Origin of the sequence: Streptomyces sp. NPDC127117 (assembly GCF_042677325.1) — a bacterium.
Taxonomy (GTDB): Bacteria; Actinomycetota; Actinomycetes; order Streptomycetales; family Streptomycetaceae; genus Streptomyces.
This window is the reverse complement of record NZ_JBHXTM010000016.1, coordinates 1-20228: the sequence shown is the minus strand read 5'-3', so window position 1 is coordinate 20228 and position 20228 is coordinate 1. Positions and strand designations below refer to the sequence as shown.

The 20228-nt window shown below is 71.8% G+C and carries 16 protein-coding genes and 2 pseudogenes; 7 read left to right on the top strand and 11 right to left on the bottom strand.

Features of this window, described 5'->3' with window-relative positions:
* Positions 1-119: 119 nt before the first annotated feature.
* Both ACFVH0_RS16225 and ACFVH0_RS16220 read right to left on the bottom strand, forming a co-directional pair.
* Positions 120-5039 (bottom strand): DNA-binding protein, encoded by a 4920-nt coding sequence (locus tag ACFVH0_RS16225; protein ID WP_385820604.1) that lies wholly within the window; start codon positions 5037-5039, stop codon positions 120-122.
* Entirely contained in the window at positions 5036-5902 is an 867-nt protein-coding gene (locus tag ACFVH0_RS16220) for a DUF4132 domain-containing protein (RefSeq protein ID WP_385820602.1), read from the bottom strand. Before ACFVH0_RS16220 ends, ACFVH0_RS16225 begins: the two co-directional genes overlap by 4 nt.
* A gap of 477 nt (positions 5903-6379) precedes the next feature.
* Between ACFVH0_RS16220 and ACFVH0_RS16215 the strand changes: the two genes are divergently transcribed.
* Both ACFVH0_RS16215 and ACFVH0_RS16210 read left to right on the top strand, forming a co-directional pair.
* Positions 6380-6859 (top strand): hypothetical protein, encoded by a 480-nt coding sequence (locus ACFVH0_RS16215; protein WP_385820846.1) that lies wholly within the window; start codon positions 6380-6382, stop codon positions 6857-6859.
* Positions 6856-7536 (top strand): vitamin K epoxide reductase family protein, encoded by a 681-nt coding sequence (locus tag ACFVH0_RS16210; protein WP_385820600.1) that lies wholly within the window; start codon positions 6856-6858, stop codon positions 7534-7536. The genes ACFVH0_RS16215 and ACFVH0_RS16210 overlap by 4 nt, the downstream gene beginning before the upstream one ends.
* Here the strand turns inward: ACFVH0_RS16210 and ACFVH0_RS16205 are convergent.
* A complete protein-coding gene (locus ACFVH0_RS16205; protein WP_385820598.1) occupies positions 7487-8818 on the bottom strand; it encodes a globin domain-containing protein in 1332 nt (443 codons plus the stop codon). The two genes, ACFVH0_RS16210 and ACFVH0_RS16205, sit on opposite strands and share 50 nt — an antisense overlap.
* Positions 8819-9122: 304 nt before the next feature.
* On the opposite strand from ACFVH0_RS16205, the gene ACFVH0_RS16200 reads away from it, so the two are divergent.
* The gene (locus ACFVH0_RS16200) at positions 9123-9821 is read left to right on the top strand and encodes a response regulator (RefSeq protein WP_385820596.1); all 699 of its coding nucleotides are present in this window, start codon (positions 9123-9125) and stop codon (positions 9819-9821) included.
* Between the two features lie 30 nt (positions 9822-9851).
* Here the strand turns inward: ACFVH0_RS16200 and ACFVH0_RS16195 are convergent, their stop codons facing one another.
* Positions 9852-11525, bottom strand: coding sequence for a GAF domain-containing protein (locus tag ACFVH0_RS16195; protein WP_385820594.1), 1674 nt, complete (start codon positions 11523-11525; stop codon positions 9852-9854).
* Positions 11526-11976: 451 nt separating this feature from the next.
* Between ACFVH0_RS16195 and ACFVH0_RS16190 the strand changes: the two are divergent.
* Positions 11977-12258: pseudogene (locus tag ACFVH0_RS16190) on the top strand (cytochrome ubiquinol oxidase subunit I); the annotation flags it as partial.
* Between the two features lie 82 nt (positions 12259-12340).
* On the top strand, positions 12341-12520 hold the full coding sequence (locus ACFVH0_RS16185) for a hypothetical protein (protein ID WP_385820865.1): 180 nt from the start codon (positions 12341-12343) through the stop codon (positions 12518-12520).
* Positions 12521-12815: 295 nt separating this feature from the next.
* Here the strand turns inward: ACFVH0_RS16185 and ACFVH0_RS16180 are convergent, their stop codons facing one another.
* The 5 genes and pseudogenes from ACFVH0_RS16180 to ACFVH0_RS16160 form a co-directional block, all read right to left on the bottom strand.
* Positions 12816-14078, bottom strand: coding sequence for a hypothetical protein (locus ACFVH0_RS16180; RefSeq protein WP_385820592.1), 1263 nt, complete (start codon positions 14076-14078; stop codon positions 12816-12818).
* 37 nt (positions 14079-14115) lie between these two features.
* A complete protein-coding gene (locus tag ACFVH0_RS16175; protein WP_385820589.1) occupies positions 14116-14424 on the bottom strand; it encodes a chaplin family protein in 309 nt (102 codons plus the stop codon).
* A gap of 177 nt (positions 14425-14601) precedes the next feature.
* On the bottom strand, positions 14602-14967 hold the full coding sequence (locus tag ACFVH0_RS16170) for an iron chaperone (RefSeq protein WP_385820587.1): 366 nt from the start codon (positions 14965-14967) through the stop codon (positions 14602-14604).
* Between the two features lie 593 nt (positions 14968-15560).
* Positions 15561-15695: a hypothetical protein gene (locus ACFVH0_RS16165; protein WP_385820863.1), complete on the bottom strand. Its 135-nt coding sequence runs from the start codon at positions 15693-15695 to the stop codon at positions 15561-15563.
* Positions 15674-16056: pseudogene (locus ACFVH0_RS16160) on the bottom strand (ISAzo13 family transposase); the annotation flags it as partial. The gene ACFVH0_RS16165 and the pseudogene ACFVH0_RS16160, both read right to left, overlap by 22 nt.
* Positions 16057-16383: 327 nt before the next feature.
* On the opposite strand from ACFVH0_RS16160, the gene ACFVH0_RS16155 reads away from it, so the two are divergent.
* Positions 16384-16713: a hypothetical protein gene (locus ACFVH0_RS16155; RefSeq protein WP_385820585.1), complete on the top strand. Its 330-nt coding sequence runs from the start codon at positions 16384-16386 to the stop codon at positions 16711-16713.
* 548 nt (positions 16714-17261) lie between these two features.
* Here ACFVH0_RS16155 and ACFVH0_RS16150 read toward each other — a convergent pair.
* Positions 17262-18326, bottom strand: a complete 1065-nt coding sequence (locus ACFVH0_RS16150; protein ID WP_385820583.1) for a 2,3-butanediol dehydrogenase — start codon at positions 18324-18326, stop codon at positions 17262-17264.
* 548 nt (positions 18327-18874) lie between these two features.
* Positions 18875-19492 carry a LysE family translocator gene (locus ACFVH0_RS16145; RefSeq protein ID WP_385820581.1) on the bottom strand — a complete coding sequence of 206 codons (618 nt, stop codon included), beginning with the start codon at positions 19490-19492 and terminating at the stop codon, positions 18875-18877.
* Between the two features lie 111 nt (positions 19493-19603).
* Between ACFVH0_RS16145 and ACFVH0_RS16140 the strand changes: the two genes are divergently transcribed.
* The gene (locus ACFVH0_RS16140) at positions 19604-20056 is read left to right on the top strand and encodes an Lrp/AsnC family transcriptional regulator (protein WP_385820579.1); all 453 of its coding nucleotides are present in this window, start codon (positions 19604-19606) and stop codon (positions 20054-20056) included.
* The last annotated feature ends 172 nt before the right edge of the window (positions 20057-20228 follow it).

The window sequence follows — 20228 nt, the reverse complement described above, 5'->3', positions numbered from 1 at the left end:
GGTTCGACAGGTGTTCATACGGGTCGGGGACCGGCGCGGCGCACCCGGGGCGGGCGCGCCGCGCCGTGCTGACGGCGGGCGGCCGGTCAGCGGCGGCTCAGGTGCCGTTCGGCGGCGCCTCAGCGGCGGCGCCTGGTACGCCGCACCTTCAGCTCCTCGAAGCGCGGGAGGTCGCCGTCGAGGATCCGCTGCCAGGCCCGGGCGAACAGCTCCGCGGCCGGTTCGGTCGGCACCAGGGTGCCCAGCACCGGCCGGCCGGCCGTGGCCACCCCGTACATCGGCAGCTTCCACTGCTCAACGGGCAGGACGGGCGCCGACTGCTCCGCCCAGGCGCCCGGCAGGACCAGCGAGCGTCCCGCCCGGGCCCGTACGCCCGACACCACCAGGTCGGTCTCGGCCAGTTCGGCCCGCGCCGTCTTGAGACGGGCCGGCTTCCACCCCGTCCATCGCGCGGTGTTGCGGTCCGTCGGGTCGGGCATGGCCAGCAGCATCAGGTACAGCGTCGCCGCGTCGGCGGTCAGACCGTGTGCCTCGGCGACCTCGGCCACCTGCTCGGGCACCGAACGAGACGGATCCTGCGGCCACCACAGGCCCTCGTCGTCCGCCGTGCCGGCCGCGGGCGCGCCCGGGTCGGCCAACAGCCGTGCGAACGCCGGGTCGTACGCCCACCGCAGGGCCGTCTCGACCCCGGTCGGCTGCTGATCGGCGCCGCGCAGTGCCACCAGGTACGGGTCGGAGCCGGTGGAGTCCAGCAGGGCGGGCCGTACGGCCGGCTGGGGCCGGCCGTCCTGCGTGGCCATGAGCACCGCGCCGTACCGCTCGTGGTCCGGTGTCGTCTCCGTCGGGGCGCCGGCCACCTTCCGGAAGTCCGCGAGGCTCGTGTAGTGCCCGGCGGAGAGCAGCAGTTCGGGTGCCGCAAGACGCTGCCGCACGGCGGTCAGCGCACTCGGCAGCGCCGCCCGTACCGGATCACCGGCGGGCAGCCGGTGGGCCAGCCAGGCCATCAGGCTCATCGAGCCGACCAGCACCGCCGAGGTGAACGGCGCATCGGCGGGGGACGCCGTCGCCGGGTGATCGCCCTCGATGCGCCACGGCACGTCGACGCCGAGCTCCGGCGACGACGCCGGTTCCAGCAGCGCCGGGAGCGCCCGGTGCACGGGCCAGCCGCTGCGCGCGGCGCGCGCAGCCTCCGCCGCCAGCCAGTCGGGCACCTGCCGGCGCCGTCCCACCTTCTCGTTCCACACGGCGGCCGCCGACGCCACGTCCGGGCCCTCGTTCCACAGCCGGGCCGGGTCGTCGGGCAGGAGCGCCGCGAGCACCGCCCGGCGTACCTCGACCGGGAGCGCGCGCAGTTCGTCGCGGGCGTGTCCTGCCTCGGCCACCTTCAGCCCGAGCGTCTTGCGCAGCTCGGTCGGCAGGAAGTTGTTCTCCCAGCTGTCCACGTCGGGCATGCCCACGAGAACGATCCGGGCCAGCGCCCGGGACACACCGGTGAGGCGGCTGAACTCGTCGGCGGCCTCCGGCAGGAAGGGCACCGCCTCACGGGACTGCGCCTCCCCGAGGAAGCCGGTCAGCCAGTCGGCGCCGCGCACCCGGTCGCCCACCGGCGCGTCACTGCTCACGGTGTAGGGGCCGGGCACCTCGAAACGGCCGCTCGGATCGTGGAGCAGTGCGCCGAACTCCCACCCGTCGTCGACACTGGAGTTGTGCTCGGTGATGCCGAGCAGAGCACCGCCGCCCAGGGGCAGCACACCGCGGTGCGCGACGTTGCGCCGCTGGCCGTCCGGCGTGTGCAGGTGGGGCGTCGCCAGGCGGACCAGGACCCGGCGCCAGTGACCGGCCGAGGCCGCCGTCGAGGCCAGCCCCAGCGCGTCCACCCGGCCGAGGACTTCGAGCAGGGCTGCCCGGTGTGCCGGTTCGCTGCCGGGCGCGACGGCCCGGTAGGCGATCGCGGCCGGCTCGTCCAGGAGCGAGACGAACGGCAGTCCCGAGTAGGGCAGCGACGGGAGATCGAAGTGCAGCCGGCCCGGCAGCGCCGTGGCGGCGGTGTCCGCGCGCACGGACGCCAGAGTGTCCAGGTATCGGAGGGTCACGTCGGTGTCCGCGCCGTAGCGGTAGTAGCCGGTGTTGACGATGCCGTGCAGCGCTTTGGCGAGCACGTGGTCGCTCGGTCCCTGGACCCGGTCCTCCGTGGGCTCGGCGGCGGGGTCGAGCCGTGCGGCCACGGCGTCCAGGGCCTTCTGCTGCCGCACCGCGAAGCGCAGCACCTTCACCACGCCGGCGAGCAGCTCGGGTGCCGAGACCTGCGGGAGCGCGGCCCTCACCAGCTCGGGCAGGTCCGCCACCCGCTCCGCGAGCACAGCCGCCTTCAGCAGGACGCCCGCCGACTCCGCGTCGGCGCCCCGCAGCGCCGCCGACCCCTGCGGATCACGCGCGCGCAGCATGTACAGGTACGGCAGCGGCGGCAGGGCCTGAGCCGCGGTCCCGTACAGCTCGTTGCGGTGGTCGCACTCGGCCGACATCGTGACCGTGCCCTCCGGGTCGCTGAGCAACAGCTCGCGCCACTGCTGGGTCAGTGCCCGCGGCCGGTCGTCGCCGGGGAACGTCAGCGCGGCGACCGGCCTGTCTGCGCCCTTCGGAAGGGTGACGACCCGTCCGGTGGTGTCCTCGCCGTGGTGGCCGCCGTCGGACAGCCGCACGACACGCCAGCCGAGGAGCCCGTCCGCGGACGTCCCCTGGGCCGAACCCGCCACCGCCGGGGCGGGCCGCAGCCGGCACGAGCCGGCCGCCAACTCGGCCCCCGGGGCGTGCTTCAGCAGCGCGTCGGCGAGGAAGCCGGGCTGCGAGCGCCGGCCGTACGCGCCGCCCACGGGGTCGTATTCGAGCCAGCCGCCCTTGTCCTCCCCGTCCCTGTCCTGCCACACCCAGTACGACGTGCCGTCGGACAGCAGCGCGCGCTCCGCGGGCAGCTTCGTGTCACCGCTGTGGAGGACCCCGCCGCCGGTGGTACGGCCGCCGCCGGGCAGCTGCAGGCTGAGGTGATCCGAACGCATGGCCCAGGAGCCGGCGCCGATGCCGGCGAGAGCGAACACCGTGTCGGGCGCGGTGTGCCAGTAGCCTTGCGGCTCGCCGCGACCGTACGTGTTCCAGAACACCAGCAACGCACCGTCCACGTAGTGGAAGCCCGTCCGCCACACGGACGTGGTGGGCAGCCTCAGATCGTGCACGAGAACGGTGGAGTCGGCGTCGATGACGCGCGCCTGCGTCGCGTTGGCCACGATCAGATACGGCCAGGCCTCGACGACCGTCAGACCCTCGGTGGTGTGGCGGCCCGGTGCCAGCTCCGTCAGCGCCTCCTCCCACGCCGGCCAGCGCAGCTCCTCCCACAGACCGCCTCGTAGCGTGCGCGCCACGGCCTCGCCGAGATCGGCACCGGCCGCGGCCGCGACCTCCTGCGGCGCGAGCGCGAGAGCCTCGGAGGGCAGCCACGAAAGCCGCTCGATCGCCTGCGGAAGTCCGGGCAGCCCGGCCGCCACCGACGAGGCGGCCACCTCACGCATCCACTCGGTGAGCATCGGGCGGCCGCCGGGCGATACGGCCAGCCGCCGCATCACGTCCGCACCGGAGGACGCGCTGTTGTAGCTGTTCGCCCCGCGCCCGAAGGCGGGCCGGAAGCGCGGGTCGGCCGCCAGCGCGACCAGGTCCCGCGGCTCCTCGCCGCGGGCCCAGTCCGACAGGCTCAGGGCGCTGCCCTGCCGGTGGTGAGCGGACTTCTCCTCGGGGTCGGCGACCGCGATCTCCAGCGAGAGCAGGAGGTCCAGCAGGTTCACGTCCTCGACACCGATCCGCAGGAATCGCTCGCCCTCGGGCCGCGCCGCCAGATCGGCACGCAGCCGGCCGGCCGCCCGCTCGACCAGCTCCAGCAGGGCGGGCGGCGTCGGGCGCGGCCCCCAACCGCGATGCCGGGCGCGGTGAAAGCGCTCCAGCCAGCCCGCCGCGCCGTCGGAGCACTGCTCCTCCTGCGGCAGGTCGGCGTCCGCGAGACCGGCGTCGGCCCCCGACTCCGCCAAGATTCCCAGCCACAGCTCGGTCATTTCCCCGTTGTCCCCGGGCGGGGTCATCGCCAGCAGCGTGCCCCGCACGGACGGAACGCGCCGGGCCAGCGCGACCAGCGCGCCGCGGTGCGACTTCCACCAACCGGCGGCGGCCCGCAAGGTGGCCGGCAGCGGAAGGAGCTCGGCGAGGTAGTCCTGCTCGGCCTCGTTGCCGGACAGGGCCGCGGCGCGGGCGAGCCGCTTCAGCTCCACCGCGGCCTGGGCGGACGGCGCGAGACCGCCGGCGGTCCGGCGCACGCACAGCCGCCGGAACCGCTCGTACGCCTCGACGGGCGCGAGCCGGGCCGACAGGTCCTTGCCGTAACCGGTCAGGACCTTCACCGGCAGCGCGCCGGCCAGGGCGAACTCCAGGAACAGGGCGTCGAGCCGGTCCTCGTCGACCGTCAGCCCGTGCTGCGCCTCGCTCGTGCGGGCACGGCCGAACAGCTGCCCGGCGTACGTGGTGTTGTCGACGCCGAGGAAGACCCGCGCGGCCTGCTCGTAGAAGACGGGCAGGAAGTGGGGGACGGCCGCGGCGAGCCGCCCGGCCAGCTCGTGGCAGGCGTCCAGGGCGGCCTTGGGCTTGGTCTTTGCCTGCCGGGCCAGCCGGTCCAGCTCCGGCACGACCGCCAGGGCGTGGTGCCCGTCCTCGGGGTGGTGCACCAGCACCCACTCGGGAAAGCCGAGTTCCTGGCGCCGGCCGAGACCGACCACGGCCGGCTCGCCCTGCGGCTCAAGTCCGAGGAAGCCTGCGGCGAGGTCCTCGGCGGGGCCCAGTTCGGCCGCGGCCAGCCGCACGACGACCCGATCCTCGCCGAGCACCGCGTGGCGATAGGCCCGCGCGGTCAGCTCGACCGCTGAGGGGCCCGCACCCCGCGCGTCGGCCGGGAGGACCGCGCCTGCCGCGAGCAGCTCCTTGTTGTCGTTCCCAATCGTCCCGGTCACGCGTCCCCACCCTCTTCGATCGTGCGGCCGGCGTACAGCGCAGCGGCCATGCGCATCCCCTCGGACCAGGCCACCGGCCCGACCTCGGTCAGCCGCACCGCGCGGCCGTCCTCGTCGTGCCAGCTCAGCCCGCCGGTCTCCGACTCCCCGTCCCAGTACGGCTCGCCGATCCACACCGACGCCTCCGTGCTGCGGCCCCCGTCGCGTACTTTGCACGTGGCGTAGCCACCGGACACCCGGTAGCCGAGGCCTGTGGCACGTGCCGCGAGACCGAACCGCGAGGCGAACTTCCCGCCCGCGTAGTCCCGTATCTCCGTCGCCGTCTCCGGACGCCCGGCATCCGGCCCGTCCGGCCCGGTCCAGGTGGCCCGGTGGATCTGCTCCACCTTCTGGGTGATGCCGAGGTCGGCCGCGAAGTCCCGTACGTCGTCCAGGTCCGGCAGGAGCACGGGGTGGGGAAGCGTCACCGTGCGCGGCGACAGCCGCACGGTCTCGCCGTCGAGGTCGACCACCTTGAGCTCCCCGTCGCCGGTGACGTCCCGCAGGAAGCCGACCTCGTCCGGATCGTCGCCCACGACGGCCATGTCGCGCAGCGCCGCCTGCCATGCCTCGTCCGGCCACACCCGCGCGATCAGCTCGGTCGGAACCGGAAGCGACGACACCATCCAGGCGTCCACCTGAGTCACGCACGAGGCCGCGTGCCGGTCCAGCCACTCGGCCAGCTGCCTCAGCCGGTCGGCCTCGGGGCTGTCGCGCAACGCCTTCGGCAGCGTCTTCAACTGCCGCCCCCCGACCCGCCGTGCGACCACACGCCCGTCCTCAAGGGTGATCTCGTACCCCTCACCCGCTGCCAGCCACGCCATCAGCCGTGCCCCTCCGCCTGTCCATCAGATGTCAGCGCAGCCCGAACCAAGGGCCACGAAGCCCCTGAACTGCGATATGTGGGGAGCCTAACGAGAGCCACTGACAACGCAGATCGGTCCGCGCGGGCCTCGCGACCGCCCGGCAGGGATCCTGGCGCTGCCGGGGACGGCAGGCGGCGCGGCCGACGGCGGCAGGCAGTGCGGCCGACGGAACGTCAACAGTGCGCCGCCCGGCTATGAGCAGGACGTCGGCCGAGAGGTGCCTCCGTACGGCGGGCCGGCTTCGCAGCACACTCTCCACGTCGATGGCCGGTACGAAGACGATGCCGCCTTCTCCATGCCGGTCCGAAACACCCGGGAGTTCTGCCTCGACGGTGACCGCACGCCACCAGGGCCGATCGGCCCTGGTGGTGCACGGCCTCCGATGGGTTCACTGCGATGCATCGCACGCCGCGGGTGCGCGAGGAGGGAGACATGGTGATCGCAGTCGTCGGGCACAGGGACCTCGGCAACAGAACCCTGGAGTTGGTGGAAGCCGAACTGAGAGCGCGGCTGGACCGCTTGACGGAAGGTGCCGCCGCCCTGGTACGGGCCGGGGCGGGGCTGCCGTTGGTGTTCGGGCGGGCCGCCCGGGAGGCCGGGCGAAGGCTGACGGTGCTGTTGCCGGCTCAGGGCGCGGTCCCCGCCGTGCTGCCCGAGCGGGACCGTTCGGCCGCGGGCGAATTGCTGGTGCTGGCCGAGCACGTACGGCTGCTGCCTTTCGATCCGGCCGACCGCAACGCGTGTGTCGGCGCCGATGAACGGCTGGTGGCGACCTGCCGGACCGTGCTCGCCGTGTGGGACGGATCGCCGTCGGACGGCCGGGACGCCACCGCGCATCTGGTCGCCTTCGCGCGTGCACGAGGAATCCGGGTGGAGGTCGTCTGGCCGGACGGTTCCGTGCGGGGGCTGGCATGAGACTTTCCCAGTGCGGTACGGGGAGGGTGGCGGAAGGCCCCGAGACCGGCGGCCGGGAATGCGCCGGCGTGTCCGCGACGGGCGACGAACGGGAATGCGCCGGGGCGAGGCGGGGGTTCGGGTGGCTGCTGGTCGTCACCGCCGCGCTCGGGCTGCTCGGCTCGTTCGTCATCACGATCGACAAGTTCGCACTGCTCGCCGACCCCGGCTTCGTGCCCGCCTGCTCGCTGAGCCCCGTGGTGTCCTGCACCGGTGTGATGCGCAGCGAGCAGGCGTCGGCGTTCGGCTTTCCCAACCCGCTCATCGGGCTGGTCGCCTTCGGGACGGTGCTGGGGACCGGCGCGGGGCTGCTCGCGGGTGCGCGCTACCGGCGCTGGTACTGGTTGGGACTGAACCTCGGCACGCTGCTCGGTGCCGGCTTCTGCATGTGGCTGATGACCCAGGCGTTGTTCGAGATCGGCGCACTCTGTCTGTGGTGCGTGCTCGTGTGGGTGGCCACCGTCCTCATGTTCTGGCACACCACGGTGCACAATCTGCGCCACGGCGTCCTGCCCGCGCCGCGCGCCCTGGTCGCGGCGGTGCTGGAGTTCCCCCTCGTGGTGCCGGTGACCTGGTGTCTGGCCGTCGTCATGCTGATAGCAGTCCGGTTCTGGTCGTACTGGCAGACATTTCTGTGACCGTGACCACGCCGGTGGCGTCATGACGGATCTGCTCGGCCGGTACTCCTGCGGCGGCCAGCCGAGCGGCGACGGCCTGCGCCCGCCCGGTCGTGACGGCCTCGGGGGCCAGGGCCAGACAGACATGCTGCCGGGCGGCGGCCCCGGGCTGCGGAGGCAGTATTCCGTTCAGGGCCCGCAGGCCGACATCCGCGAAGCGGGTGTGCGCCGTGCCGGCCGCGATGACGGTCAGCCAGGGACGCTCACGCCGGAACGCTTCGAGATACGCCGCGTCGTACATCTCCCCGGCCGTCGCCGTCTCCCCTGCGGGGCCCAGCAGCAGCCGTACCCGGCGTGCGCGGGCGCGCTCGTCATCGATCCGCTGGAGCAGCGCCTTCATCGGGGCCCAGCCCGTACCGGAGGCGATCAGCAGGAGGTCCGCGGCCGGAAGGTGGTCCGGCAGGGCCAGTGCGCCGCGCGGGGCGCTGAGCCGGACGGCGCAGCCCTCCCGCGTACCGTGCACCAGGGCATCGCTCACCCCGTCGGCGCCCCGGGCCCTTACGTGGAACTCCAGTTCACCGTCCGGATGCGGAGCACGGGCCAGGTAGTACGGACGCCATGCCTGCTCCAGCAGCGGCGACTCCAGGGACGCGTACTGCCCGGCCTCGAAGGCGTACGGCTGGTGGGGCCGTATCCGCAGTACCGCGAGATCGGGGGTGCGCAGTTCGTGCGAGGTCACCGTCGCGTCCCAGCTGGGTGGTTCGGCGATCGCCTCGTCCGCGCCCCTGACCATCGCCGAAACGGCCAGTCGCAGCATCCGCAGCCATGCCTGCTCCAGCTCGTGGGTCCACCGGGCGCCCGCGCGCACGCGCAGCGCCTCGATCAGTGCCGCCTCGAAGGCCTCGAAGTGCGCGGGGCGCACACCGAGCTTGCGGTGATCGCGTCCCAACTGCCCGAAGACGCCGATCATTTCGTCCGTGCGGTGCAGATTGCCGATCAGATAGCGGAAAATACCGGCGAGATGGGCCTGCTGGAAGGCCATCGACTCGGGGAACAACGACCGCAGATACGGATGCCGCTCGAACAGGATCCGGTACAGCTCGGCGATCAGCTGATCCAACGGGTTCACCAGGGGCAGCGAGTCGCCGATCAGCAACTGGTCGGCCGTTCCGTCGTACGCCTGCGGGGCCTTTGCGCTCCACTCCCCGGCACGGCTGCCGGAAGGGGCCAGGATGCGCCGTCGAAGCCGCATCGCGTCATGCCGTGCGAGCAGTGCGTGGTAGTCCTCGCTCGGGGTGTTCATGGGCCGGTTGCTCCTCGTTGCAGCACAGTGGGGTGGCCGGGAAGGAAGATGTCCGGGGCGCCCGGACGATCTTGGCGGCGTCAGTATGGCACCGCGCCCCACCCGCTGACCGGCCCCTGGCCACAGGGCCTTTCGGCCCTGTTCAGGCACCGTTTTCCATGCTGCCGCACCCCGGCGGGAACAGCTCCGCGGACGGGCACATACTGTTTGCGCCCCTCTCCCCGAACCGATCGAGCATGTGGTGAATGAGTTCGCGAATACCCCACCGAGCACGACCCTGACGAGTACGGAATCGCCCCGGTCCGTGGCCCCCGTACGCGTCTTCATCCTCGACGACCACGAGGTCGTCCGGCGTGGCGTACGCGATCTGCTGGAGGCCGAGGACGACATCGAGGTCGTCGGCGAGGCGTCCGACGCCCGGGAGGCGCTGGCCCGGGTACCGGCCTGCAGACCGCAGGTCGCCGTGCTGGACGTACGCCTCGGTGACGACCGGGGCGGTGATCGCGCCGGCATCGAGGTGTGCAGGGAGCTGCGCGCGCTGATGCCCGAACTCGCCTGCCTGATGCTGACGTCGTTCGACGACGACGAGGCGCTGTTCGACGCCATCATGGCGGGCGCCGCAGGGTACGTGCTCAAGCAGATCAACGGAGCCGATCTGATCACCGCCGTACGCAGAGTCGCGTCGGGCACCTCGATGCTCGATCCGCGGACGACCGCCCGTGTGATGGAGCGGCTGCGGGGCGGTGAGCGGCCCCCGGCCGAGGCGTCGGAGGGATCGGAACTGGACGGACTCACGCCCAGGGAACGGCAGATCCTCGATCTCATCGGCGAGGGACTCACCAACCGCGAGATCGCGGAACGTCTCTTCCTCGCCGAGAAGACCGTCAAGAACCGCATCTCCTCGATCCTCGCCAAACTGGGCGTGGGCCGCCGGATCCAGGCCGCGATGCTCGTCGGCCGGGTCAAGGACCGCCAGGGGTGGCCCCAGGCCCCAAGGGGCTGACGGGTACTCGGACGCCGGTCCCTGCCGGCATCAGTCGTGGAGCGGTGCGCGCCAGGTGATCCGGGTGCCGCCGTCCGACGGCCGTTCGACGGCCAGGGTTCCGCCGCACAGTTCCGCCCGCGTACGCATGTTGGCCAGCCCTCCGGGGCGCTCGGCCGCAGCCCCTGTCCCGGCCGCGGTCGTGACACCGTCCCGGATTCCGACGCCGTTGTCGGTGATGGTCAGGGTCACCGTGTCGTCGGCCGACAGCACGATGTCGATACGCGTGGCACGGGCATGGCGGGAGGCGTTGGACACCGCCTCGGCGGCGACCGCCACCACATGTTCGGCCAGCTCGTCCGGGACCGTGGTGTCCACCGGCCCGTCGATCCGCAGAGTGGGCCGGAAACCGAGGGCGTGGGTCGCCGTGCGAGCGGTCTCCGCCATCCGGTGCCGCAGCCCTCCGCGGCCCGGACCGTCCGCCGTCCGCAGATCGAAGATGGTGGACCGGATGATCCGGATCGTGGTGTCCAGATCGTCCACCGCCCGGCTGACCCGCTCGGCCGCGTCCGGCCGGTCCGCGATGGCACGCGTGGTGCTCTGCAGGGTCATCCCGGTCGCGAAGAGACGCTGGATCGCCAGATCGTGCAGATCGCGGGCGATCCGGTCCCGGTCGTGCATGACGGCGAGTTCCTCGGACTCGGCCCGCCTGTGGGCCAGTTCCAGGGCGATGGCCGCCTGGTCCGCGAAGCCCGAGACGAGCGCGACCTCGATGTCGTCGAACGGCGGGCGGTCCACCGGCCGCCCCAGGCGCAGGGCGCCCCTGGTCTCCGCGTCGACCCGCAGAGGCACCGTCACCACCGGGCCCAGACCATCCTCGGCACCGTCGCCGAACGGGTGGGCCCGGGGATCGGTACGCACATCGGCGCAGTGCACCGGGGTTCCGGTACGGGCGGCGAGGCCGGCCAGTGAGCCCCGCGCGGGTACGGTCAGCCCCGTGACGCGCTCGGAGTCCCTGCCGTGGGCGACGGCAACGGTCAGACGTGCCTCGGCCCCGGATGCCTCCGAAGTCCCGGAGCGGGGCGCGGGGGGTACCGGCAGCAGGATCGCGGCCCGGTCGGCCCCCGCCACCTCCATCGCCCGCTCGGCGATCAGATGCAGCACCTCGTCGGCGTCCGTCCCCGAGAGCAGGGTGCGGGTGATCTCGCCCAGCGCCTCCAGCCGCCGCTCCCGGCGACGGCTCTCGTCGTACATGCGGGCGTTGTCGATGGCGACCCCGGCCGCGATCGACAGGGTGGTCAGCACCGCCTCGTCGTCGGCGTCGAAACTCACCCCGCCCCGCTTCTCGGTGAGGTAGAGGTTTCCGAACACCTCGTCCCGCACCCGCACCGGCACTCCGAGGAAGGTGCGCATCGGGGGATGGTGGGGCGGAAATCCGAAGCTGCGCGGATGGTTGCTGAGATCGGTGAGCCGCAGTGGTTCCGGGTGCCGGATCAGCTCACCGAGGATGCCGCGCCCGCACGGTGTCCGGCCGATCTCGGCGGCGAGCGGCTCCGATATGCCGACCGGCAGGAACTCCAGCAGCTTCTGTCCGTCCCCGACGATGCCGAGCGCCCCGTACTCCGCGTCGGTCAGGGTCACCGCGGCCTCCACGATCCCGCGGAGCACCTCGGGCAGTTCCAGGCCCCGCCCCAGGCTCATCACGGCATCCAGCAGACTGCGCATCCTGTCCGGCCGGCTGGGCCGGGGCCAGGCAGCCGGGCCGGCGCAGGAGGAGTCGGGCAAGGCCCTGGGGGCTGTCTCTGTCATCGGGCGCCGCTCTCAGGATCCGTGTGCCGTATGCCGGGAATCGCTCACCGGATCACCGCGGGGCTGGGACCGGTCCACGGACGGTCAGCCTACGGCAGCCGCAGGACGGTTCCGGCCGTGCGCCGGGGCCCGGTGAGGCCGGTCGGCTCCCCCACGCCCCGGCAAGTAGGGCCGGTCGGCCCGGCGGAACGTACCCCGTCGGTCCCTGTAGGGCTTCGAGCGGCGCGGCCAGCATGGTGCGGCCGGGAAGGTCCGGTCCCGTCCCCCCGTGATTCGCCGGACCTTTCCGACCGCTCCCCGGCCGCCCGTGCGGTCGGGGAGCGCTCGGAGAACCGCAGGAGCTGGAGGACACGGTCCGGTGGACGCAATGGAAACGCAGGGCAATCGAGCCGCCCCCTCGCAGGGCTCCAAGCCCCCGGCCCCGAAGCCGCCACCACCCGCACGCACGCCACCGGCACGCACGTCAGCGGAAACGGCCGTCCGTCCCGCGGGCGGATCGTCGTCTCGTGGCTCACCACGACCGACCACAAGCAGATCGGCACGCTCTATCTCGTCACCGCGTTCGCCTTCTTCCTCATCGGCGGTGCGATGGCCCTCGTGATGCGCGCGGAACTCGCCCGTCCCCGGGACGCAGATCATCTCCAACGAGCCGACCGCGCTCCCGACGGCCGGCCGCGGCTGCCGTGCTGACCGGGTGGGGCTCGGCGGCCCTCACGATGACCCTGCTGCTCATGCCGGTCGCACCGGCGCCGGCCGCGCTGCCGGCGGTCACGGGCACCGCCACCGTGGTGTGTCTGGCCGTCCAGGCACGGCTGCGACGGGGGCAGAAGCAGCGTGAGGAGGAAGTGCGCTGGTCCATGCTCTTTCCGGTACGGACCTCCGGGCGGGCCGAAACCGCAGAGGAGGAGTAGCGAACGGCGCGGACCGGATCAGGACCTCATGTCCAGAGCCGGCCGCAGTTCGGTGGAGCCGCAGTCGTACCTGTGGACACACCCCCGGGACCTTCAGCCACGCCGACGGGGTTTCCCGCGACGGCGGGCGCTGGGAAGCGACCATGGGTGACAACGATGCGCGTCGAGGCGTATGGGGCGAGTGGCGGGTCACTGCGGGCGGTGCGTCCGATTGCTCACCGTCCAGCCGCAGCACGCTGCCTGGCCACTGCCCTTGTCCCCCTTGCCGATCCCGTCCTGCGGAAGGGTCTCATCGTCAGTCCCGGGGTCCGGGCACGAATGCCTGAACACGTGCTGCGAGGAGCAGGTTCTCGTAGGTGTGGTGGCGGCGGGTGGTGGTGCGGTGGTGCAGCAGGACGGCCGCGCGGGCGTGTTCTCCTGTGTCGACGAGGGCGCGGGCGAGGGTGTCCTGGATGATCTCGCGTTCCACCCGTACTCCGCCGATCCGCTCCGCTTTCTCGCCCAGGCCGCTGAGCAGGTTCACCGCCGCGCGGGGGCGGCCCGCGGTGATCTCCGCCAGTGCCTGCACCACGGGGGCCAGGACCTCGTGGAACTCGGGGCGTGCGTCGGCGGCGGCCCGGCGGGCCAGGGTGAGCAGGTCGTCGATCGCACTCTCCACGGCCAGGGCGAGGGCGAGGTTGAAGGTGTGGAAGACCTCCGCCATTCCGCCCGGTGCGGCGAGCAGTTCCCGGACGTGGCCCGGATCGCTGCGGCCGGCCGGGGACTGCCCGGCCAGGAGCAGGCGCCAGTTCGTCGCGGCCCGCATGCCGACGTCCGTGCGCGCCAGTGCCGCGTCCGCCCGGCGGCGCGCGTCGGGGAAGTCACCGCAGGCGATGGACTGCAGAGCGGCGTGCCAGTTCAGGTGCCGTGCCTGCACCGCCTGCGGGTCTGTCGTCAGCCACTGGTCCAGGAAGTCGGTGCAGGCGCGGCCGGCCCCGAGTTCGTGTTCGGCGTGCGCCAGGGCGTGTACGGCCACGCCCGAGCGGGGATAGAGGGCCAGTGCCTGCCCGGCCAGTCCGTGCGCCTCGCGCACCCGGCCCTGCTCCGCCCTGGCCGATGCCAGCCGGCTCATCCAGGTCCAGCTCTCCGGGCCGGCCACCGCCGCCTGCTGCTCCATCAGAGCATTGCCGTGCGCGCGGTAGGCGGCGTCCCCGCACTCGAAGAACGCACCGAGCATGAGGCCGGCCAGATCGTCGGCGGGCCATCGGTCGAAGTGTCCCACCAGGTGATCGGCCGTCAGCCGGTACTGCCGGTGCGTGTGAAGGAACATCCCGTACACCAGGCTCGCCTCCCGCTCACCGACGGCCGACGCGTCCCGGTGCGCGATCACCAGCTGTTCCTTCAGCACGGCGTCGTCCCAGCGGTCTCCGGTCGTCAGCGCCAGCAGCGCCCGCGCCACACCGCAGTCCGGGTCCGACCCGACCCACTGGCGCAGCAGGGGCAGCGTCTGCCCGCTCAGGGAGAGCAGTGCTTCCACCGCCCGCTCGTCCACCGGCGTAACCGGCGCTGCTCTGCTCACCGTTGCCCAACCGGACATCCGTCACTCACCGGCCCGTTCACACGCTGGACATGAACACGGCTGTGCAGACGATGCCGCTGTTGCCGCAGTGGTTGCGCGGCAGGCTCAACGGCAGCCCTGTCCGATTGCCGCTGCCCACCCCGCTCCCGGCCACCGTGGCACCCACGGCCCGGGCACCCCCCTGGTTGACACAGGTGTTGCCGAACGCCGCGTTCCCGACCCCGATCACGCCCGCGTGAGCGGCACCGGCCGGAAGCAATACTGCGCCCGCCACCGCGCCCAGCACCGCGGCCCGCACACCCGCACGCCCCGCACCGCCGCCCGTTCCTCGCGTCTCCGCATCCATCGCGCTCCTCCTTTGTCCGGGACCGGTCCCGGTGCCCGTGCAAGCCCTTGCCCGGCCGGACGAACCGGGCCGTACCCCCACCAACGAAAGAGTCCGGCTCCCGACACGCGCACTGCGTGACGTACTGACCGCCTTGACCGATGCATGTGCCCGGGTGGCGGCCTTGCGCCGCAGCAGTCAGCAGATCGTGCCCGTTCCGGCCGCCGTGGCCCGCAGCAGATCCCTGAGGAGTACAAAGTCGATCTTCTCCGGCTTACGGAAGCGCAGGCAGCCCTTGCCCATGTCCTGGCCCGCCAGCCGCTCAGCGAATGCCTCGCGGACATCGCTGCGCAGCAGATAGAAGGAGATGTACTGCTTCTGGCTCGCGAAGGCGATCTCCCCGATGCCGTCCCGCTCGTAGGCGGGCATCCCGTACGCCATCACCTCGGTGAATCCCCGCAGCTCGGCACGGCACAGCTCACGCAGCCGAGTCAGAGCCTCTTTGCGTTCCTCGGGCACCTCGGCGAGATAGCCGTCGACATCTTCCGCCTGGCTTTGCACCATGATCCGAGCGTAAGCGACACAAGGCATTGATCCACCGAGCCCTGCCCGGCACAGGCATCCGCCGTCCAGACACTGCAAGGACGGTGTGACCTGATCGCGATGGGCAACACCCACCCGGGTGGCCATGTGGTGGCCTGCTCGCACGGTGACGTCATCCCTGTGTTTGTGGCCCGGGCGCCGGCCCTCTACGGCCATGCGTCCCCGCCGCCCGTCGTGGACCGGGGCGGCCGGCACCGGATGCGGTTCGGCACAGATGCGCTGATCGTCGAGTCCTGCCGCAGGCCCCTTCCGCCTTGGCGCCGCCGAACGGACAATCGGCATCAGCGACCCGCTCCCCCGCTGCGCGCAAGCCGGCTTCCGGGGCCGATCAGTTGGCCGCGAAGGTCCGGCAGGTCCTCGTCACTGAGTCGTTCTCGTGGACGCGCATCAGGCGGAGAACTGGTGACCGACCACTTCCACAGCGCCGGAACGTGCCGAGACGGCGGAGGCACTGACGCTGTTCGCCGATCGGGAGCCGGGCGCCTACGACCGTCCGGACTGAACCGGTCCCCACCGCAGCACCTCGCCCGAAGAGGGACGGGGTCAGCTGGGATTCAGCGGAGTAATACCGGAACCGCGAACAGCGTGAGTTCCGGCGACATGACCGCGAGCGGCTCCCCCGCCTTCACCGCGTCCCAGGCGATCGCAGCCGCACGCGCCGCCGGCCGGTCCACGGCTCGCCTGCCCATCGCATCCACATCGCGTCCAACGGCAGGTGGCAAAAGGTGATCGTCAGTCCTGTTTCGGCCGCGAGCCGTGCGAGTTCGGGCGTCCAGGCCCGGTGCGGCAGCACTTCGAGCCGCCCGCGTCGGCGGTGACGAGCAGTCGTGTCACCTGTGAGTGGGCGTCCCGGCCCTGTTCGGACCACCAGCGGCGGATCGCTTCCACTGCGAGCGCGGCGGTGTCGTGGTCGGTGCCCACGTTGACCCGGCCGGTGTTCGCCGCGAGATCGTAGATCCCGTACGGGACGGCCTTGCCCGGCTGCGGGTCGGCGAAGTCAGGGACGTTCACCGGTATCGGATCAGCCGCAGGCCACCAGCGGCGTCCGCTCGCGTCAGCGGCCAACTTGCCTGGTGCCACAGCACGTCGGCCTGTCGGGACGGAGACATCGTTCATCTCTCGCGCACCCGCCGGGCCAATAATTGGTCTGTACCAAATCTGGCGAAGCTCTTGCCGGAAACCGCGCACCTGGGCAGGATTTGACTCGCGATCAAGCAGGTAATCACCTGCTTTCTCATCCATTGTCGCGCTTTGGCAACAGCGGCGTCCGTGGCACCCCATGGGATCCGCCCGTCGAAGCCGGATCGTTCCGCTCCACGCTCCACCCGCACATGCGCCACTTCCCATCACGCATCGTCATCGGACGAAGGAGTACCCATGTTCACGAAGTCCCCTTCCAGGAAGCGCGGTGTCGCCGGTGCCGTGGCCGTCGCGGCGGCCACGGCGGGCATGATGCTGGCCACGGCGCCCGCCGCCCAGGCAGCGCCCGGCGGCTGCACCACCTCGTCCGCGAGCAGCAGCCTTTCCAGCCTCTGCACCAGCGGTACCGGTCAGCACCGGATTCACGCGGTGCTCAACCCGCTCGACCCCAGATTGCCGCAGCGCATCATCCTCGGTAACTGGGCCCCGGTCGGCCAGACTTCGGTCGCCTCCAACCCGTGGGGGGCGGGGTACGTCGTGAGCGTCTGGGTGGACCTCGTCGACTAGGGTCTTTCGTTCGGATCGGGCCGGATCAGGGAGCGGGGTCCGGTGTCGTGCATCGCAAGGCGGAGGAGGGAGTCGACGTGGAGCGTCGGCGACCGACGACAACGCGGCGAAGTGCGGCACCGAGGCACGCGAGCCCGGCACGGTCCGAACGAGAGGCCCCAGCGGTCCGACCGGTATCGGCGAACGCCGGCAGCCGTACGAAGTGAGAGACAGGCCGGCCCGTCGATCGGGCCGGCATTGTCGTGGTCGCGGCGTTGGTGCGGTCGGGTGGTCGTCCGCCCGGATCACCGCCACCGGATCGGGCGGGGCCGTCCGCGGTGCGACCGACGGGCCGGCGCGAGGCGGGGTCAGTCCTCGTCGGGTTCGAGGACGCGGGCCCTGGGCTCGACCGGATTGGCGGCGACCGCCGCACAGCCGCGTCAATGCCGGAATGGCGGTGAGCATCCCTGCCCCGGCTGCCTGCACGACGACGCGGCTGTTGGCAGCGGAGATGCGCGCGTCGGCGGGCCGATCAACAGATCCTGAGGGCACAGCCGTTCCGCCACGTATCAGGCGCGGGGGTCCACAAGAATCTTGACGGCCGTCTCGTTGTGGTGGATCAGGGTCTCGAAGCCCTCGCTGACGAGGTCGTCCAGCCCGATGGTCTTGGTGATGAACGGTGCCAGGTCGATGCGCCCCTCCCGCACGAGTTTGATGGTCTGCGGGTGGGAGTTGACGTAGGCGATCGTGCCGCGCAGGTCGATCTCCTTGAGGACGAGCCTCTGCATGTCGATCGACGCCGGCTTGCCCCAGATCGAGATGACCGTGATGACACCGCCCGGCTTCACGGCGTCGAACAGCGTGTCGAGAACGACGTTGACGGACGTGGCCTCGAACGCGACGTCCGCGCCCTTGCCGCCGGTGCGGCGCCGGACCTCTTCGGCGACATCGGTGACGGAGGGGTCGATGACGTGGTCGGCGACCTTGGCGTCCAGTGCCTTCTGCCGACGCAGCGAGCTGAGTTCGGAGACCGCGACCTCGACGCCCATCGCCTTGAGCACCGCACAGGTGAGCAGCCCGATGGGACCGGCGCCACCGACGAGAGCGAAGTCGCCCGCCTTCGCACCCGACCGCTGGAACGCGTGGTAGCCCACCGACAGCGGCTCGATGAGTGCCGCCTGGTCCAGGGGGACGTCTCCGACAGGGTGCACCCACCGACGCTCGACGACGATCTTCTCCGCGAGACCGCCGCCGCGGCCACCCAGTCCGATGAAGTTCATGTCGGGCGAGATGTGATAGTTCGGGTTGTTCTCGCTGGTGTCGATGTCGGGACGCAGGATGTAGGGCTCGACGACGACACGGTCGCCCGGCTTCAGATCCTCGACGCCGTCGCCCACCGCGTACACGACGCCGGACATCTCGTGGCCGAGGGTCACAGGGGCTGATTCACCCGAGACCGGGTGCGGGTGACCGGCCGACGGGACGAAGATCGGTCCGTCGAGGTATTCGTGCAGGTCCGTGCCGCAGATCCCGCAGTACGCGACATCGATACCCACCGTGCCCGGTCGGACAGTGGGCTCCGCGATGTCTTCGATTCTGATGTCACCACGGTCGTAGTAGCGTGCAGCCTTCACTTTGCTCTGGCTCCTTCATCCGTTCTCTGCTCACACGGTCCTTCGCTTCGTGCCGCGGGGTGAGGCGCGTACCCGCACGGCGCATATCGTCGACAATACGGTCAGGTGCTCGCGTCAGCCTCCCGGAGCCGAGGGCGCACTCGGTGTCAGCCGGGGCCACGCGGTGCGGTGCGGCATGCGCGACTCATCGGACACCGCCCGCTTCCGGGCCGCAACCTCCATCGCGCCGGCCGGCAAGGCCCCGGTGGCCGCGGTCCTCCCCTTCGTCACGGATCTCCATGGCCGTCCGGCGGCCGTCATCGCCGCCGCCCCGTGGGGGCACCCTGCCGCGGGGCACTGCGGCCTGCGTGCAACCGCTGTGGATCCTGACACCGGTGGCAGTGGAGTCACCCTGTGGCGGATCCGCAGCGATCGCCGGTACCGGCGCGGACAGAACGCCCAGCAGGGTCAGTGCCGCCGCGGCGGTCCGGACAGCCGTAGAACGCGCGTTGCTCGTGGTGCTGTCTCTTGGTCGAGCAGGGACGTCACAGCCGCCGCAGACTTGTTCCTCAGCCGGCCAGGCGTTCCACCAGCAGGAAGGCGCCGATGGCGATCATCATGGCACCGCTGACGCGGGTGACGACCCGGGCGGCCGAGGGGCGGGTACTCAGGACCGTGCGGGCCAGGACGCCGACGGCGAGGTAGACGACGGCGCACGCGGTCAGGTGCATCATGCTGAGCAGACCTGTCTGCGCAGCGACCGGCCAACCTGTGTCAGGGTCGATGAACTGCGGGAACAACGAGAAGTACAGCAGCAGCGCCTTCGGGTTCAGGCCGCTGATCCCGGCCCCCTTGAGCATGACCCGTACGCGGGAGGCGCCCGAGCTCTCTTTGGCGGCTGCCGGAACGGCCGGCTGCCGCAGAACGCCCCGTCCGAGCCACAGCAGGTAGCCGGCGCCCGCCACGGTCAGGGCGGTGAGCGCGGCCGGGGAACTCGCCACGATCACCGCCAGGCCCGCGACAGCCACGAGCGCATAGGCCAGGTGTCCAGCGATCAGCCCCGTGACGGCTGGGACGACCGAGCGCCCCCGCAGACCGGCGGAGATCGCGTAGGCCCAGTCCGCGCCCGGAGTGAACACCAGCAGCAGGTCCACAGCCAGGAAGGCTGCCAGCGTCGTCGTGTCCATCGATCGTTCCCTCTCGCATTTCTCGCTCCGGAGGGAAGACTAGGGTGGGTTTGCCCGAAAATATTTGCTTCTTTACCCCACGAACGCAGGATATGAGGGAAGATCTTTCCCATGGACGCCTTGGACCGGAAGATTCTTGCCGAGCTTCAGCTGGACGGCCGGCTGACGATCACCGAGCTGGCCGCCCGCGTGCAGCTCAGCGTCTCGCCCTGTCACCGCCGACTGCGCGACCTCGAACGCGAGGGCGCCATCCGCGGCTACCGCGCTGTCGTCGACCCGGCCGCCGTCGGCCTGAACTTCGAGGCCCTCGTCTTCGCCACTCTGCGCTGGGAGGACGCCGACACGGTCACCGCCTTCGAAGAGGCCGTGGCCGCCGTCCCGCACGTGTTGCAGGCCCAACGCCTGTTCGGCGAGCCCGACTACCTCCTGCGGGTCGCGACTGCCGACCTGACCGCCTTCCAGGAGCTGTACGACCGAAATCTCGCCCGGCTGCCCGGCGTCCAGCGTCTGACGTCCACCCTCGTCATGAAGAACGTGATCGACGACCGGCCCCTGCCCGAGTAGTCGCGAGGAGGACCGCACGGCCGCTCCTGTACAGGGAAGGTCACTTCCGCCGGGGCCGGCCGGGCAGGGCCCGGCGCAACGCCGCGGGCCGCCCCCCAGGGGGCCGCGGGGCGGGGGGGTGGGGCGGGGGGGTTTGGGGGGGGGGGAACGGGGGTTGGGTGGGTGTTTTGGT

Excerpts from the sequence above, each read along its gene's own strand:
- ACFVH0_RS16220 (WP_385820602.1), bottom strand. The coding sequence starts at position 5,902 with ATGGCGTGGCTGGCAGCGGGTGAGGGGTACGAGATCACCCTTGAGGAC.
- ACFVH0_RS16210 (WP_385820600.1), top strand. The coding sequence starts at position 6,856 with ATGAGACTTTCCCAGTGCGGTACGGGGAGGGTGGCGGAAGGCCCCGAG.
- ACFVH0_RS16205 (WP_385820598.1), bottom strand. The coding sequence starts at position 8,818 with ATGAACACCCCGAGCGAGGACTACCACGCACTGCTCGCACGGCATGAC.
- ACFVH0_RS16195 (WP_385820594.1), bottom strand. The coding sequence starts at position 11,525 with ATGCGCAGTCTGCTGGATGCCGTGATGAGCCTGGGGCGGGGCCTGGAA.
- ACFVH0_RS16185 (WP_385820865.1), top strand. The coding sequence starts at position 12,341 with ATGCCGGTCGCACCGGCGCCGGCCGCGCTGCCGGCGGTCACGGGCACC.
- ACFVH0_RS16175 (WP_385820589.1), bottom strand. The coding sequence starts at position 14,424 with ATGGATGCGGAGACGCGAGGAACGGGCGGCGGTGCGGGGCGTGCGGGT.
- ACFVH0_RS16170 (WP_385820587.1), bottom strand. The coding sequence starts at position 14,967 with ATGGTGCAAAGCCAGGCGGAAGATGTCGACGGCTATCTCGCCGAGGTG.
- ACFVH0_RS16165 (WP_385820863.1), bottom strand. The coding sequence starts at position 15,695 with ATGGGCAGGCGAGCCGTGGACCGGCCGGCGGCGCGTGCGGCTGCGATC.
- ACFVH0_RS16155 (WP_385820585.1), top strand. The coding sequence starts at position 16,384 with ATGTTCACGAAGTCCCCTTCCAGGAAGCGCGGTGTCGCCGGTGCCGTG.
- ACFVH0_RS16145 (WP_385820581.1), bottom strand. The coding sequence starts at position 19,492 with ATGGACACGACGACGCTGGCAGCCTTCCTGGCTGTGGACCTGCTGCTG.
- ACFVH0_RS16140 (WP_385820579.1), top strand. The coding sequence starts at position 19,604 with ATGGACGCCTTGGACCGGAAGATTCTTGCCGAGCTTCAGCTGGACGGC.